Source organism: Bradyrhizobium sp. SZCCHNRI1009 (assembly GCF_032487575.1).
GTDB lineage: Bacteria > Pseudomonadota > Alphaproteobacteria > Rhizobiales > Xanthobacteraceae > Bradyrhizobium.
Genome location: NZ_JAUEUL010000011.1, coordinates 1 through 15,366 on the forward strand (window position 1 = coordinate 1; position 15,366 = coordinate 15,366).

Annotated in this window: 13 protein-coding genes; 9 read left to right on the forward strand and 4 right to left on the reverse strand. The window is 67.0% G+C overall.

Annotation, left to right across the window (positions count from 1 at the left end; all coding sequences use genetic code 11):
- Positions 1-530: 530 nt before the first annotated feature.
- Positions 531-1,190 (forward strand): hypothetical protein, encoded by a 660-nt coding sequence (locus QX010_RS19550; protein WP_316181556.1) that lies wholly within the window; start codon positions 531-533, stop codon positions 1,188-1,190.
- Positions 1,191-1,238: 48 nt separating this feature from the next.
- On the opposite strand, the gene QX010_RS19555 is transcribed toward QX010_RS19550, so the two are convergent.
- On the reverse strand, positions 1,239-2,228 hold the full coding sequence (locus QX010_RS19555; protein WP_316181283.1) for an alpha/beta hydrolase: 990 nt from the start codon (positions 2,226-2,228) through the stop codon (positions 1,239-1,241).
- 12 nt (positions 2,229-2,240) lie between these two features.
- A complete protein-coding gene (locus QX010_RS19560; protein WP_316181285.1) occupies positions 2,241-3,173 on the reverse strand; it encodes an MBL fold metallo-hydrolase in 933 nt (310 codons plus the stop codon).
- Between the two features lie 84 nt (positions 3,174-3,257).
- Here QX010_RS19560 and QX010_RS19565 point away from each other — a divergent pair, with 84 nt between their 5' ends.
- The 5 genes from QX010_RS19565 to QX010_RS19585 all read left to right on the forward strand — a co-directional run bounded on the left by QX010_RS19565 (position 3,258) and on the right by QX010_RS19585 (position 7,708).
- On the forward strand, positions 3,258-4,211 hold the full coding sequence (locus QX010_RS19565; protein WP_316181287.1) for a LysR family transcriptional regulator: 954 nt from the start codon (positions 3,258-3,260) through the stop codon (positions 4,209-4,211).
- A 212-nt stretch (positions 4,212-4,423) separates the two neighbouring features.
- Entirely contained in the window at positions 4,424-5,635 is a 1,212-nt protein-coding gene (gene glp, locus QX010_RS19570; protein ID WP_316181289.1) for a gephyrin-like molybdotransferase Glp, read from the forward strand.
- A 205-nt stretch (positions 5,636-5,840) separates the two neighbouring features.
- Positions 5,841-6,539 carry a transcriptional repressor LexA gene (gene lexA, locus QX010_RS19575; RefSeq protein ID WP_006611089.1) on the forward strand — a complete coding sequence of 233 codons (699 nt, stop codon included), beginning with the start codon at positions 5,841-5,843 and terminating at the stop codon, positions 6,537-6,539.
- A 295-nt stretch (positions 6,540-6,834) separates the two neighbouring features.
- Positions 6,835-7,275, forward strand: coding sequence for a hypothetical protein (locus QX010_RS19580; protein WP_316181291.1), 441 nt, complete (start codon positions 6,835-6,837; stop codon positions 7,273-7,275).
- Positions 7,276-7,450: 175 nt separating this feature from the next.
- Positions 7,451-7,708 (forward strand): hypothetical protein, encoded by a 258-nt coding sequence (locus tag QX010_RS19585; RefSeq protein ID WP_410051447.1) that lies wholly within the window; start codon positions 7,451-7,453, stop codon positions 7,706-7,708.
- Here the strand turns inward: QX010_RS19585 and QX010_RS19590 are convergent.
- Entirely contained in the window at positions 7,663-9,966 is a 2,304-nt protein-coding gene (locus QX010_RS19590; protein WP_316181294.1) for a ComEC/Rec2 family competence protein, read from the reverse strand. The genes QX010_RS19585 and QX010_RS19590 overlap by 46 nt on opposite strands.
- Before the next feature lie 142 nt (positions 9,967-10,108).
- Between QX010_RS19590 and QX010_RS19595 the strand changes: the two genes are divergently transcribed.
- Complete coding sequence (locus QX010_RS19595; RefSeq protein WP_316181296.1) at positions 10,109-10,321, forward strand: hypothetical protein; 213 nt, start codon at positions 10,109-10,111, stop codon at positions 10,319-10,321.
- 30 nt (positions 10,322-10,351) lie between these two features.
- Here QX010_RS19595 and QX010_RS19600 read toward each other — a convergent pair whose 3' ends face one another.
- On the reverse strand, positions 10,352-12,040 hold the full coding sequence (locus QX010_RS19600) for a glutamine--tRNA ligase/YqeY domain fusion protein (RefSeq protein ID WP_316181297.1): 1,689 nt from the start codon (positions 12,038-12,040) through the stop codon (positions 10,352-10,354).
- Between the two features lie 136 nt (positions 12,041-12,176).
- Between QX010_RS19600 and gltX the strand changes: the two genes are divergently transcribed.
- Positions 12,177-13,601: a glutamate--tRNA ligase gene (gene gltX, locus QX010_RS19605; RefSeq protein ID WP_316181299.1), complete on the forward strand. Its 1,425-nt coding sequence runs from the start codon at positions 12,177-12,179 to the stop codon at positions 13,599-13,601.
- Positions 13,602-13,902: 301 nt separating this feature from the next.
- Positions 13,903-15,207: a citrate synthase gene (gltA, locus tag QX010_RS19610; protein WP_315799743.1), complete on the forward strand. Its 1,305-nt coding sequence runs from the start codon at positions 13,903-13,905 to the stop codon at positions 15,205-15,207.
- Positions 15,208-15,366: the final 159 nt, after the last annotated feature.

Genomic DNA, 15,366 nt, shown 5'->3' on the forward strand with positions numbered 1-15,366 from the left:
AGGCGGTGGCGCGCCTTCGCGCCAGCCTTGAGGCCGGCCGATCACCGGTCTACAAAAAAGACAGTTGCTCCCCGGTGCTCCGGCTTGTTGGCCACCGTCGCCGTCGGGCTCATCATCACCCGCCGGCTTGGCATCAGCGTCGGGATGCCAGGACCACGCGACTTCACGTCCGCGCCATGCCGTCCGTCCACATGCCGAAGCACGCTGCGACACGTCGCGGCCACCGCATCCCGCGCTCCACGTCCGTGACGATCGCGAAGCGCCCCTCCTGTCGAGCACGGGACCAAATCAGCATAGCAGGCTTTTCCGAAAAAGCGAATCCTAAATTCGGCCGCCGGCAACGGCGCCGTCCGGCCCGCCTCCCGGCGCGTCCGCTGGCCGCGGACGGCCCGACCGCCTAAGCTGTCCGCTCCTGCACGCCCGCCGCCCGGAAGAACCGAATGCCCCTCGACATCATCTGTTTGCGTGACCGGCCCGACCTGATCCCGCGCGTGTTCTCGCCCGAGCTCGATGGTCTTTGGCCCCCCTTCATGCGTCAGGACCGGACCGCAATGTTGTACTTCGACCCGCCCGTGTTCGACCACTATTTGGACTGCGCCTATGCGGCGCTGGCCGGTAACGAGGTGGTCGGACGCGGCTTCGCCATTCCCTTCGCCTTTGGCATCGAGGGCCGCCGGACGCTGCCGGATGCGGGCTGGGACGAGGTGATCCGCTGGGGTCACGAGGATCGCCTGCTGGGGCGGCAGCCGACGACGATGAGCGCGCTCGAGATCGCGCTGCTGCCGAAGGCGCGCGTGCCCGGCAGCTCGCTCGCCATGCTGGCGGCGCTGAAGGACGGCGCGCGCGCAAAAGGCTTTGCCGAGCTGTACGCGCCGGTGCGGCCGAACCAGAAGCATCTGGTGCCGCGGACGCCGATGCGCGCTTATCTCGATCAGCGGCGCGAAGACGGCCAGCTCGCGGATTCCTGGCTGCGCACGCACATCCGCATCGGCGGCGAGATCGTCAAGATCGCGCCGTGCTCGATGACCATCGTCGGCACGCTCGCCGAGTGGTCGCAATGGACCGGCGTGACCTTCGATCGATCGGGTGAGATCGAGATCCCCTGTGCTCTCGTGCCTGTGCTCGCGTCGGTCGCGCACGACCATGCCGCCTATGTCGAGCCGAATGTCTGGATTCGACATCCGCTCTAACAGACCGCACGAAAGCCGTCCGCCCGTTGCAGATCGTCCGCGCCATGATCAACGCGCCGGCACGGCGCGTTCGTCGAGAAATCCGATCGCTGCATCGAACGCCTGCTGTCGATTCCGTTCCATCAGGACCATGTGCGTGCCCTGGCCGATCTCGACCAGGCGCTTGTACGGCGCGCTCGCGAGTCGAACGAACAGGTCGTGCGCCATCTCGAAGCTGACATCCACATCCCATTCCGCCGAGAGCAGGAGAACCGGGCAGTTGATGCTGCCGGGATCATAGGTCGGCCTGGCCGCGGTCCAATGCGCGCGGACGTCCTGTACCGCGCCCGAGGGCGCGCGGATCGCGTCGGGGTACGGCGAGTCCGGATCGGTCGCGAGCGTCGCCTGCGCCCAGGTCTCGAACCAGCCGTCCGGAATCAGCTTGTCCCGCGCGTGCTCCGGAGCGGCGCCGCGCCATGCCGCCTCGAACGCGCGCGGGGTGACGATCCGATAGGCGCCGAGCGGTCCGCCGGCGTCGATGCGCAGCGGCTCGCTCGACAGCCAGAGCGGCGTCACCAGGATCAGCTTCTCGAGCTTCGCGTTCGCCGCGCTCGCGAACATGCCGGCGATCGTGGCGCCCCAGGACATGCCGAGCACATTGACGCGCGGGATATCGCGATGCCGGCGGATGAAATCCACTGCGGCAGAGAAATCGTCCACGGCGGTCCACGCATTGGCCAATGGAGAACCTTCCTCTGGCGCGCGCGACATCTCCGGCGGCCGGCTGGAGCCGCCGTAGCCGCGCGCGTCGACGGCCCAGACGTCGTAGCCGGCCTGCGCCAGCACATCCATGAAGGAGGCGCCATCGACCGCGACGTCGAACAGGCTCGCAGACGAAAAGGTGGCGCCGTGCATCATCACCAGCGTGCGCTCGGCCGAGAAGCGTTGCAGGTCGTGCCGGCGCTTGTTGATGAGCTGAAGCTGGACGTCGGACACCGGACCTTCGATCAGGCGGCGCTCGGAAACGATGCGCGAGGAGAACGTTGCATTATCGATCATGGCCATCTCGGATCAGGCGAAGTGCCAGGCAAACCGGTCGCCGTCGCGGCTGACGCGCCCGGCCGAGGACTCGGCGAAATGGGTGGTGAACACGAGGGAGCCGGTCTCCGCGGCATGGTTCATCGCCCATAGCCGTGAGGTCCGCGCCGCCTCCGGGAATTCGCAATAGACCGAATTCCAGTCCGGATGCGCGACCTGCATCGGATGATGCAGCACATCGCCCCAGAACAGCGCGCGCTCGCCACGCGAGCTGAAGCTGATGCAGGCGTGATCGATGCTGTGACCGGGGCTCGGCACAAAACGGAAGCCGTCGACGACCTCGCTCCCATCGACCGTGATCTCGCGCGCGAGGCCGGCCTCGACGATCGGCAGCACGCTGTCTTCGTAGACCCCCGGCATCGGTGGATGCAGCATGGGTCCGAGCCCGGCCGCGTCCCTGATCGCGGCGTTCGAGCCGTCGCCAGCCGAGAGGGCGGCGACATAGGCGCGCTCTCGGCCCGAGAAAACGTGCCGGGCGTTCGGAAACACCGGCATCCAGCGGCCATCGGCAAGCTGCGTATTCCAGCCCACGTGATCCGCATGCAAATGCGTCATCAGGACGAGGTCGACATCGTCGGGGGCGACGCCGGCCGCCCGCAATCGGTCGAGGAACGGCTCGTTCAGGCGATGCAGAACGGCCGCGCCGGGCCGCTCCTTGTCGTTGCCGGTGGCCGTGTCGATCAGCACCACGCGCTCCGGCGTCCGCACCAGCCAGCTATGGATGCTCAGGCGCAGCGATCCCGTGCGCGGATCGACCGATCCCGGCCCGAAACGGCCGCGTTCGCGGGCAATGCTGGCGGCGTCCACGCCTGGAAACAGAAACTCGCCCTCGACCGCATCGAGACCGATCTCGAAAATCCTGCTGATGGTGGCGTCCCCGACGCGATAGGTCGTGATGTCCTGCATGTTTGGCGGCCTCGATCCGAACGGTGATCTTGTCTGGGCCGAGATCTACGATTAGGTCATGCATTCCTCAAATCGATCCAACTCATGCAGTCCATCGATCATTTCGATCTTCGCTCCTTCGACCTCAATCTGCTGGTCGCGTTCGACGCGCTGATGCAGGAGCGCAGCGTGACACGCGCGGCGGCGCGCCTGAAGGTGGGGCAGCCGGCGATGAGCCATTCGCTGTCGACGCTTCGCGTGCTGCTGCAGGATGAGCTGTTCGTCCGCGTCGGCACGATCATGCAGCCGACCCCCAAGGCTGCGGTGCTGGCCGGACCGGTTCGGGCGGCGCTGGCCCAGATGCAGGCTGCGTTGCACGCCGCACCGGAGTTCGACCCAGCGACCGAGCAGCGCACCATCCGCTTGGGATTCTCGAGCGAGGTCGAGCTGCTGCTGATCCCCGAACTCACGGCGGAGCTGCGTCGAACGGCGCCCGGCGTGCGGCTTCTCAGCCGTCCGACCGAACGCAACGAGGTGCATCGTCTGCTCGACGAGGGCGCCTTGGATGTCGGCGTCGGCTGCTTCGAGGCGGTGGCGCTGCGGCACCGATCCCAGTTCCTGTTCGAGCAGGCGCTGAGCTGCGTCTACAATCCAAAGCGCATCGCGATGAAAACACCGATCGGCCTGGATGCCTATCTGTCGCTTCCGCACGCACTGGTGACGCTGACCAACAGCCTGCAGGGCTGCCTGGAGGCGGCGCTGGATGAGATCGGCACCGAGCTCAACGTGGTCTCGGCCTCCTCGGATTTCCTCAGCGTGCTGGCGACGGTGGCCGCGTCACCGGTGATCACCACGATCCCGACCCGGATGGCAAGGCTCTACGGACCCCGGTTTGGGCTGGCGCTCTGTCCGGCGCCGTTGAAGTTGCGGCTGCCGGCGGTCTCGATGGTCTGGCCGCTGCAGCTCGATCGTGACGCGGCATCGGTCTGGCTGCGGAACATGGTGGCGGACATCCTGCACACCACCGAGCGCGCCGCCTGTCGCGCGGCTGCCGGATAGCTCCGTCGGGACTCCGTGTGCACGTGAGCAGATCGCGACTGCCCCCCCGGCATGATTGCAGAGTCTCTCGCGCGATCGTGAGGCGGCGGGCCACGCGACGCACCTTCAGACGATCGGAAAGCCGGGAGCGGCTTAGGCTCTTGGCCACCCCGTGCGCGTTCGGTTAGAAGGCGATTCAGTCGATCTGCCCGTCTTCGTCCGAAGGTAATCCCATGGCCCTGATGCCGGTCTCCGATGCGTTGTCCGCGGTGCTCGCCGGCACCGAGCCGCTGGCTGAGGAAATGGTCGGGCTGGACGAGGCCTATCACCGCATCCTGGCCCGCGACCTCGCGGCGCTGCGGACGCAGCCGCCCGAGGCGATGTCGGCGATGGATGGCTATGCGGTGCGCGCGGCCGACGCAGCCAAGGCCAAGGCGCGGCTGAAGGTGATCGGCGAGGTCGCGGCGGGACGGCCGTTCGATCGCGTGGTCGGGCCCGGCGAGGCGGCGCGGATCTTCACCGGCGGCGTTGTCCCCGCAGGCGCCGACGCGGTGGTGATCCAGGAGGACACGATCGCCGAGGACGGCCATGTCGTGATCACCGAGGCCGCGATCACAGGCCGGCACATCCGGCCGGCCGGCGTCGACTTCCACCAGGGCATGGTGCTGCTGAAGGCCGGGCGCCGGCTCAGCGACCGCGACCTATCCCTGGCGGCCAGCATGAATCATCCGGCGCTGCCGGTGCGGCGGCGGCCGAAGGTGGCGCTGCTCGCCACCGGCGACGAGCTGGTGATGCCGGGCTCGACGCCCGGCCCGGGGCAGATCGTCTATTCCAACGGCTACGCGCTGCGGGCGCTGGTGCGCAGCGAGGGCGCGACGCCGATCGATCTCGGCATCGCCGCGGATACGATGGCGGCGACGGTCGCTGGAATCCGGCGCGCCCGCGCGGCAGAGGCCGACGTCCTGATCACGACCGGCGGCGCCTCGGTCGGCGATCACGACCTGGTCAAGCAGGCGCTGGAGGCCGAGGGCGTCGAAATGGCGTTCTGGAAGATCGCGATGCGGCCGGGCAAGCCGATGATGCACGGACGGCTCGGCGACATCAGGGTGATCGGACTGCCCGGCAATCCGGTGTCGTCCTATGTCTGCGCCATCCTGTTCATGGTGCCGCTGATTCGGCGCCTGCTCGGCCGCGACGAGGCCGTGATGCCGCGCGAGACCGCCCTGCTCGGCCGCGAGTTGGGGGCGAACGATTCGCGCGAGGACTATCTGCGGGCGCAGCTCGAGGAGCGCGCCGACGGCACGCTGGTAGCCACCCCAGTGAGCCAGCAGGATTCGTCGCTGCTCGGGAACCTCGCGCTGTCGCAGGCGCTGGTGATCCGGCCGGCGTTTGCGCCGAAGGCGCCTGCCGGCAGCCCGTGCGAGATCCTGCGCCTGCCGAACTGAGCCGCTTCCCCGGTAAAGCCCGGTCCGTTCATCATATTTTTAGGATTGCGGAACACACATCGAACATATAGTGTCCGTTCATGATTTGTTTTTAGTATGTTGCGGGCGACGCGATGACGGTCCGACTCCAGGGCGCTCTCAGCCGGCTTGTGCTCAAGGCGCAGCTCCTGGACTCGGACGACAACAAACCGGGGACCAGGTCGAGATGCTGACGCGCAAACAGTACGAACTTCTGCGGTTCATCAACGAGCGGCTCAAGGAAGCCGGCGTGCCGCCGTCCTTCGACGAGATGAAGGATGCGCTCGATCTGCGTTCGAAGTCCGGCATTCATCGCCTGATCACGGCGCTCGAGGAGCGCGGCTTCATCCGCCGGCTGCCGAATCGCGCCCGCGCGATCGAGGTGATCAAGCTGCCCGAGCTGTCGCAGGCCGCGGGCAACCGTCGCGGCTTCACGCCGTCGGTGATCGAGGGCAATCTCGGCAAGGTGCGCACCAGCACTCCCGCGCTGGACGATGGCGAGCGCCCCGTGGCGGTGCCGGTGATGGGCCGCATCGCCGCCGGTACCCCGATCGAGGCGCTGCAGACGCGCAGCCACACCATCAGCGTACCTGCCGACATGCTCGGCAACGGCGACCACTACGCGCTCGAGGTGCGCGGCGACTCGATGGTCGATGCCGGCATCCTCGACGGCGACATGGCGCTGATCCAGCGCAACGAGACCGCCGACACCGGCGACATCGTGGTGGCGCTGATCGACGATGAGGAAGCCACCTTGAAGCGCTTCCGCCGCCGCGGCGCATCGATCGCGCTGGAGCCGGCCAACACCGCCTACGAGGTGCGCATCTTGCCGCCGAACCGGGTGAAGATCCAGGGCAAGCTGGTCGGGCTGTATCGCAAGTACTGATCGCGAATGCGATCGGTCGATCGGCGGCGGGCGCACGCGCTTTCGCCGCCGAACAAGAGGCAGCCCAGCAAAGCAAGAGGCAGCCCAGCACAATACGTCGCTCGCGAATGCACCTCATGATGTGCAGCGCGGCATGCTCAAACGCTTGTGATCGGCCGCGGGCACACGCGATGCAGATCAGCGCAGAATTGCCGCGAAGCGCGCGCTAACATCACCATCGATGTCCACTCTGATAGAGGCCTGCGCCTGTCCGGGGGGAGCGTGGGTCGGCTATCTCTCAACGAGGAGCGATCCGATGTGTGACTACAGCCTCCATGCGGTTGCGTCCCGTCCCGCCAAGGTCGGCGAGACGTTGATCTCGATGACCTTCCGTGGCACCGCCACCCGCGGCTTCGCGTTGGAGAGCGAGCCGACCGTCGCAGTCTGCATGCTGCCCGGCACCGAGTTGGCCTTCGCCGAGGACGTCCGCTACGACAGCCGCTGGCTCTGGACCCGGACGATCCGCGAGCGCGTCGCGAAGTTCAACAGCATCGAGACGCACATTCCCGATCGCCATCACGACGCGATCGAGTTCGCCGACGGCCGCCACGTGCTGGTGACCCAGCTCTGCGAGGGCCAGCGCGTCACCGTGCTGCAATTGCCGGTCAGCAAGCAGCCGGCAGAGCGTCGCCCGGACATCGGCGAGGACGTGCCGACGTCGCAGGCCACACCGATTCGCCGCATCAGCATCACCTGAGGGCCTGCGCGTCGGCATTTCTGTCGGTCGTGAGCGCGCTTTCGACGGTGGGAGACTTGGTCAACTTGGGTTCTGCAAGCGCAAAGTCCTCTCGGGCGAATCTCACGCCCCGGCATCGCATCGGATAGGAACGACATCCCTCGGCCGGCATTGTTTGCCGGGGGAGCTTGCCGCCGTGGTCAACAAGATCGATTGGAACAAGGCCGGACGGATCACCGAGCCCGGCCGCTACATGCTTGCGTTCGGATGGCTGACGGTCACGGCTGATGACGTCGCCATCTGGCAACGCTATCCGGGCGCTGCGTTCACGCTGGTCGAAGGGCCCTCGCTGTTCGATGGACCAGACGACGCCGAGTATCATCTCGGCACCTTCGAGCTGCCCGGCGCTCAATCCTGCTCGCCCTGCTCCGTCTCCGGCGGCGTCGCGTCCTGAAGCCGCGCGGCCGGCGCACGCGGCGTCAGCGTCGTGTCGAACTCGCCGGCCTCGGCGGGCGCCGGCCACCATGGGCGGTCGGTGCCGCCGGCACGCGCCGGCGTCACGGCGAAGCCTTTGCCCTGCTGCACCAGCAACAAGGCGCCCTGCTGCCGCAGCCGCTCGCGATCGATCACGGCCGCCGCGCAGGATGACGGCGCGGCGCGCGCGGTGACGATCAGCGCGACACGGGCGCAATCGTCGGCGAGCGCCTCAGCGCGCAAGGTCATGGCGGCGAAGCGGCCGTCGGCCATCGCGACCACGCAGCCCGCCTCGTCGCAGGAGACGCCATCGGCGAGCGAGGCGTCCGCCGGCAGCCGGGCATCGGCGTCGGCCGCGAGCCACTCCTTGGTGGCGAACACATCCTTGCCGGCGCGCATCACATGCAGGCGTCCGTCACGGCCGCGCACCGCCACCGCGCGCCCATCGCCGGCGACCAGGACGTCGGGCAGCGGCGTCGCGGCCGCCCAGGCGGTGGCGGCCAAAAGCCCCATGGCGCCCAACCAGCGCAGCGGTGTGCGCAGCAGGCCGATCAGGATGACGCCCAGGCTGGCCAGGATCAGCGGGCCGATGTCGAAGGCCGGGATGCGCCCGACCGCGCCCGGCAGCGCCGCCACCCAGCGCGTCACCGCGATCATCCAGTCGATGCCGAGGCCCATCAGCGACCACCAGACGCCATCCAGGCCGAACGGCGCCGCCAGCAAGCCCATCAGGCCGGCCGGCATCACCAGCGCCGAGACCACCGGCATCGCCGCGAGATTGGCGAGCACGCCATAGGGCGTCACGCGATGGAAATGGAAGGCGGCATAGGGCGTGGTCGCGAGCCCGGCGATCAGCGAGGCCAGCAGCAGCATCGCGAGCTCGCGCCCGCCCCACAGCGCGACGCGCTGCGTCGTGGAGCTGTCCGGCGTCGCGAACAGCCTGGGCAGGCCGAACTGCACCAGCGCGACCAGGCCGAGCGTTGCCGCGAACGACATCTGGAAGCTCGGATGCACCAGCGCCTCGGGGGCTGCGATCAGCACGATCATCGCCGCGACCGCGAGCGTGCGGAAAGTGACGGCGCGGCGGTCGACCATGACCGCGATCAGCACCACGGCCGTCATGAAGAACGATCTCTGGGTCGCGACCTCCGCGCCTGAGAGCAACAGATAGAACGCCGCCGCGACCAGCGCCGCGGCCGCCGCCCATTTCTTGATCGGGTGGCTGACGGTAAGGCCTGGGATCAGCGCCAGCAGCGCGCGCACGGCGAAGAACACGACGCCGGCCACGACCGCCATGTGATAGCCTGAGATCGACAGCACATGGCCGAGACCGGAGACGAACATCGCGTCGTTGACATCGGGCGTGATGGCGTCGCGCCGGCCTGTCAGCAGCGCGGTGGCAATCGCCCGCTCGTCGCCCGACAGGCGGGCGCGGATGCGTGCGTCGATCGCGTCGCGCAGGCCCTGCATGGCCGCCGCATAGCCCAGGCCGAAGCCGACGGCCTGGGGCGGCGGCGCCGTCGTGATCGCGCCCATCACGAAGCCGGAGGCTCCGATGCCCTGGAAGAACATGTCGCGCGCGAAATCGTAGGAGCCCGGCCGCACCGGGGCCATCGGCGGCAGCAGCCGCGCCTTGAGCTGCACGAAGCTGCCGACCTCGGGCGCCGTGCCCTTGCGCACCGCGAGCCGCACGCGCGCCAGCGTGATCGCGTTGCGCGGGCTCTCCATCGCGGTGACGCGCAGCACGATGCGGTCGCTGCGCTCGCGGATGTCGCGCGCCTCGACGAAGCCGGACAGCGCCACCGAATACAGCGGCCGCGCCAGCACCGGATGCGCCACCCACGCGGTCTTGATGGTCGCGGTGGCAAAGCCGCACGCCGCCGCCGCGATCATCACGGCCGCCGGAAACAGCCGATGCCGCCGCATCATGATGGCGACGAGGCAGAGCAGCGCCGCCGCGATCGCGGCGATCCAGAGCACAGGCTCGTGATCGGCGGTGAAATACAGCGCGATGCCGGCCCCGAATGCCACCGGCACCCAGGGCAGCAGCCGGCCCGCCCCGGCCTCCTCGGCCGCCCAGATCTTGAGGCGCGCGGCGAATGCCGACGAGGCACTCGAGCCGACCGCGGGCCAGCCGCCGGCCAGCGCGCCCCGCGGCGGCCAGACGTCGGCCATCACGCCCGCGATCCCGCGCCGCCCTCCTGGACGTCCTGCTGGCGGCCTGACCGGCTCCGCCATTGCCAACACCACCCGCTACCCGACCGGGCGGGAAGGCTATCGGAAGCTGCGCGAGGCCGCCTAGCAGAACGGAACGGGAATCCTGGCTTTCTGCACGCGCACCTGGCTTGGAACTTTTCGCATCGCACGCGCTTATCGGAGTATGGACCCTAAAGGTATTGACGACCCCTTCGCCGATCTCGCGCTCGAGAGGGCGATCCACCTCCGCTGGACTCTCCGGGACATCAAGGCCCACCGGCTCACGCTGTCCCCAGTCGCCGAGGAAGACCTCTCGCTCCTCGCCGAGCGCGGGCTCGTCGAGCTCACCGACGGTGTGCCGACCCTGACGAACGCCGGCCAGGACGCGATCAGCTGAGCTGCAAGCGTCCCGCGGCTTCCGCTCGCCTCAGCCCTTGGCGACCTCCTTCGCAAACGTGTCGCGCAGGCCGATGGTACGATTGAACACGAGCTTGTCGGGCGTCGAGTCCGGATCGCGCACAAAGTAGCCCTGGCGCTCGAACTGCATCGGCGCGTCCGAATTGCTCGCGGCGATCGCCGGCTCGATGCGGGCGTCGGTCAGCACTTCCAACGAGTTGGGATTGAGGTCGGCCGTAAAGTCGGCGGCGTTCGGACTCGGATTGGCGAACAGCTGATTGTAGATGCGGATCTCGGCTTTCAGCGACTGCGCCGCCGGCAGCCAGTGCATCGTCGCCTTGACCTTGCGTCCGTCCGGCGCGTTGCCGCCCTTGGTCGCCGGATCATAGGTACAGCGCAGCTCGACGATCTCGCCGGCATCGTTCTTGATCACGTCGCGGCACTTGATGAAATAGGCGTAGCGCAGCCGCACCTCGTTGCCGGGCGACAGGCGGAAGAACTTCTTGGGCGGGTTCTCCATGAAGTCGTCCTGCTCGATATAGAGCTCGCGGCCGAAGGCGATCTTGCGCGTGCCGGCGGAAGCGTCGTCGGGGTGGTTGATCGCCTCGAGCTCCTCGACCTGGCCTTCCGGGTAGTTCTCGATAACCACCTTCAAGGGCCGCAGCACCGCCATCCGGCGCTGCGCCGTGCGATTGAGCTCCTCGCGAATGCAGAATTCGAGCATGCCGACATCGACGATGCTGTTGGCCTTGGCGATGCCGATGCGCTTGATGAACTCGCGCACCGCCGCCGGCGGCACGCCGCGGCGCTTCAGCCCGGCGATGGTCGGCATGCGCGGATCGTTCCAACCGGAGACGTGGCCGTCCTGCACCAGCCGCGTCAGCACGCGCTTGGACAAGAGGGTGTAGGTCAGATTGAGGCGCGCGAATTCGTACTGATGCGGATGCGACGGCACCGGCAGCTTGTCCAAGAACCAGTCGTAGAGCGGCCGATGGTCCTCGAACTCAAGCGTGCAGATCGAGTGCGTCACGCCCTCGATCGCGTCCGACTGGCCGTGGGCGTAGTCGTAGCTCGGATAGATCTTCCAGGTGTCGCCGGTGCGCGGGTGATGGGCGTGCAGGATCCGGTACAGCACGGGGTCGCGCAGGTTGATGTTGCCGGCGGCCATGTCGATCTTGGCGCGCAGCACGCGCGCGCCGTTGGGAAATTCGCCGGCCTTCATGCGCCGGAACAGGTCGAGATTCTCCTCGACCGAGCGGTCGCGGAACGGGCTGTTCCTGCCGGGCTCGGTCAGCGTGCCGCGCGCCAGCCGGATCTCCTCCTGCGTCTGGTCGTCGACATAGGCCAAGCCGGCCTTGATCAGGCCCTCAGCCCAGTCGTAGAGCCGCTCGAAATAATCCGAGGCGAAGAACAGGTTGTCGCCCCAGTCATAGCCGAGCCAGCGCACGTCAGCCTGGATGGAGTCGATATATTCCTGCTCTTCCTTGGTCGGATTGGTGTCGTCGAAGCGCAGATTGCAGCGGCCGCCGAACTCCTGGGCAATGCCGAAGTTGAGACCGATCGACTTGGCATGGCCGATATGCAGATAGCCGTTCGGCTCCGGAGGGAACCGGGTGACGACCGTCTTGTGCCTGCCGCTGTCGAGATCGGCCTGGACGATGTCGCGGATGAAGTCGCGCCCTGCCTCTGCCGTCGCCGCCGTGTCTGTCGTCGTGGTCATCAAGAATATCCTGCTCCGGAATTTGGCAGCCTATGTGCCAAATCCGCCTCCCCCAAGGAAGGCTTTAGTTATGCGATAGGCCTGCTATACACCCCCCGCCCTTCATAGCCCCTGCCTGGATTTCGTGCTGCCGCCCATGACCTCCCCGATCGTCACGCGCTTTGCCCCCTCCCCGACCGGCTTTCTCCACATCGGAGGTGCCCGGACGGCCCTGTTCAACTGGCTGTATGCGCGGGGCCGCGGCGGCAAGATGCTGCTCAGGATCGAGGACACCGACCGCGAGCGCTCGACCGATGCGGCCATCGCTGCCATCCTGGATGGCCTGAAATGGCTCGAGCTCGATTGGGACGGCGAGGTCATCTACCAATATAGCCGCGCCGCGCGCCATCGCGAGGTGGCCGAGCAGCTGCTCGCCAGCGGCATGGCGTATCGCTGCTATGCCACCGCCGAGGAGCTGACGGCGATGCGCGAGAAGGCGCGCGCGGAAGGGCGCACCCGGCTCTACGACGGGATGTGGCGCGACCGCGATCCGAAGGAGGCGCCCGAGGGCGTCAAGCCGACCATCCGGCTGCGCGCGCCGCTGACCGGCGAGACCGTGATCGAGGACCAGGTCCAGGGCCGCGTGGTCTGGCAGAACGAGAACCTCGACGACCTCGTGCTGCTGCGAGGCGATGGCAATCCGACCTACATGCTGGCGGTCGTCGTCGACGACCACGACATGGGCGTCACCCACGTCATCCGCGGCGACGACCATCTGATCAACGCCGCGCGCCAGAAGCAGATCTACGACGCGCTCGGCTGGACGGTGCCGTCGATGTCGCACATCCCGCTGATTCACGGGCCTGACGGCTCGAAGCTGTCGAAGCGCCATGGTGCGCTCGGCGTCGACGCCTACCGTGCGATGGGATATCTGCCGTCGGCGCTGCGCAATTACCTGGTACGGCTCGGCTGGAGCCATGGCGACCAGGAGATCTTCTCCACCGAGGAGATGATCGAAGCTTTCGACCTGCCGGCGATCGGCCGCTCGGCAGCGCGCTTCGATTTCGCCAAGCTCGAGAACCTCAACGGCCACTACATCCGTCACAGCGACGATGCGGCGCTGGTGCGGCAATTCGAGGACGTACTGAACTATGTGCCGAACGGCGCGGCGCTGAAGACGAAGCTCAACGACGCCACGCGGGCGCAGCTCACTTTGGCGATGCCGAGCCTCAAGGAGCGCGCCAAGACCTTGCTGGAGCTGATCGACGGCGCCGCCTTCATCTTTGCCGACCGGCCGCTTCCGATCGACGCCAAGGCCGCCGCCCTGCTGACGCCGGACAGCCGCGCCTTGATCGGCCGGCTGCATGAGGCGCTGGCCGCTGTCGAGTCCTGGAGCGGACCGGCCACGGAAGCCGCGCTGCGTGCGTTTGCCGAGGCCAACAATCTCAAGCTGGGCGCGGTGGCGCAGCCGCTGCGCGCGGCGCTGACCGGCCGAACCACCTCACCCGGCATTTTCGACGTTCTGGCGATCCTGGGGCGTGATGAATCCTTGGGCCGCCTGGAGGACCAGACCACCTCATAAGGTCTCATGGACCCCCATCTTGCAGCGCACAGGGCAATACGATACGCATTTGCGCGGCACCCGCTGGTTTTCCCGGCTCGGACATTCTTCACACGTTGCGGCGGGCTCGTTGAGCGATGTTTGGGCCGAAGGACACTAGTAAGCATAAGATTCCAGTACGGTTTCGGATTTGACCTTCTTAAGCTGTTGGCAGCGACAGTGACGCGAATGTCAAAGCCACCGCACTAGATAAAGTCCACCCGCCCTGCCATCTCTCACAAAGAACAAGGGCCAAGCCTAACGATCTCATCGGGGACAAACGATGGACGCAAAATCCGCAAGCAAGACCGCGACGCTCACCGTCGGCAACAAGAATTTCGATCTTCCGATCCTGAGCGGCACCGTGGGTCCCGACGTCATCGACATCGGCAAGCTCTACGCCCAGACCGGGATGTTCACCTATGATCCCGGCTTCACCTCGACCGGCAGCTGCCAGTCCAAGATCACCTATATCGACGGCGACGCCGGCGTCCTCGAATACCGCGGATATCCGATCGAGCAGCTCGCCGAGAAGGGCGACTTCCTGGAGACCTGCTATCTGCTGCTGTACGGGGAGCTCCCCACCAAGGCCCAGAAGCAGGATTTCGACTATCGCGTGACCCACCACACGATGGTGCACGAGCAGATGTCGCGCTTCTTCCACGGCTTCCGCCGCGACGCGCATCCGATGGCGGTCATGGTCGCTTCGGTCGGCGCGCTCGCCGCGTTCTACCACGACTCCACCGACATCAACGATCCGAAGCAGCGCATGATCGCGTCGATGCGGATGATCGCGAAGATCCCGACGCTGGCGGCGATGGCCTACAAATACACCATCGGCCAGCCCTTCGTTTATCCGAAGAACTCGCTGTCCTTCGCCGAGAACTTCCTGAACATGTGCTTCGCCGTGCCGTGCGAGGAGTACAAGCCGAACCCGGTGCTCGCCGACGCGCTCGACAAGATCTTCATCCTGCACGCCGATCACGAGCAGAACGCCTCGACCTCCACGGTGCGCATCGCCGGCTCGTCGGGCGCCAACCCGTTCGCCTGCATCGCCGCCGGCATCGCCTGCCTGTGGGGCCCGGCGCATGGCGGCGCCAACGAGGCTGCGCTGAACATGCTGGCCGAGATCGGCACCGTCGACAAGATTCCGGAATTCATCGCCAAGGTGAAGGACAAGAACAGCGACGTGCGCCTGATGGGCTTCGGCCATCGCGTCTACAAGAACTACGATCCGCGCGCCAAGATCATGCAGAAGATGTGTCACGCGGTGCTCAAGGAGACGGGCCACGCCGACGATCAGATGCTCAAGGTCGCGCTGGAGCTGGAGAAGATCGCGCTCAGCGATCAGTACTTCATCGACCGCAAGCTCTACCCGAACGTCGATTTCTACTCGGGCATCACGCTGAAGGCGATGGGCTTCCCGGTCTCCATGTTCACCGTGCTGTTCGCGGTCGCCCGCACCGTCGGCTGGATCAGCCAGTGGAGCGAGATGATCGAGGATCCGCAGCAGAAGATCGGCCGTCCGCGCCAGCTCTACACCGGCGTGACCACGCGCAGCTACGTCGAGATGGACAAGCGCGGCTGATCGCGCCCGCCGCGAGACATCAAATCACCAAAGGCCCGTCCAGCACGCTGGATGGGCCTTTTTCGTTACGGCTGGATGCTCTTGCGCCGAAGCTTGGGATGCGTTGCAAAGATCGGCAACGCGGCAGTCCCAACCGTCGATCGGCGAACCGATCAGCAA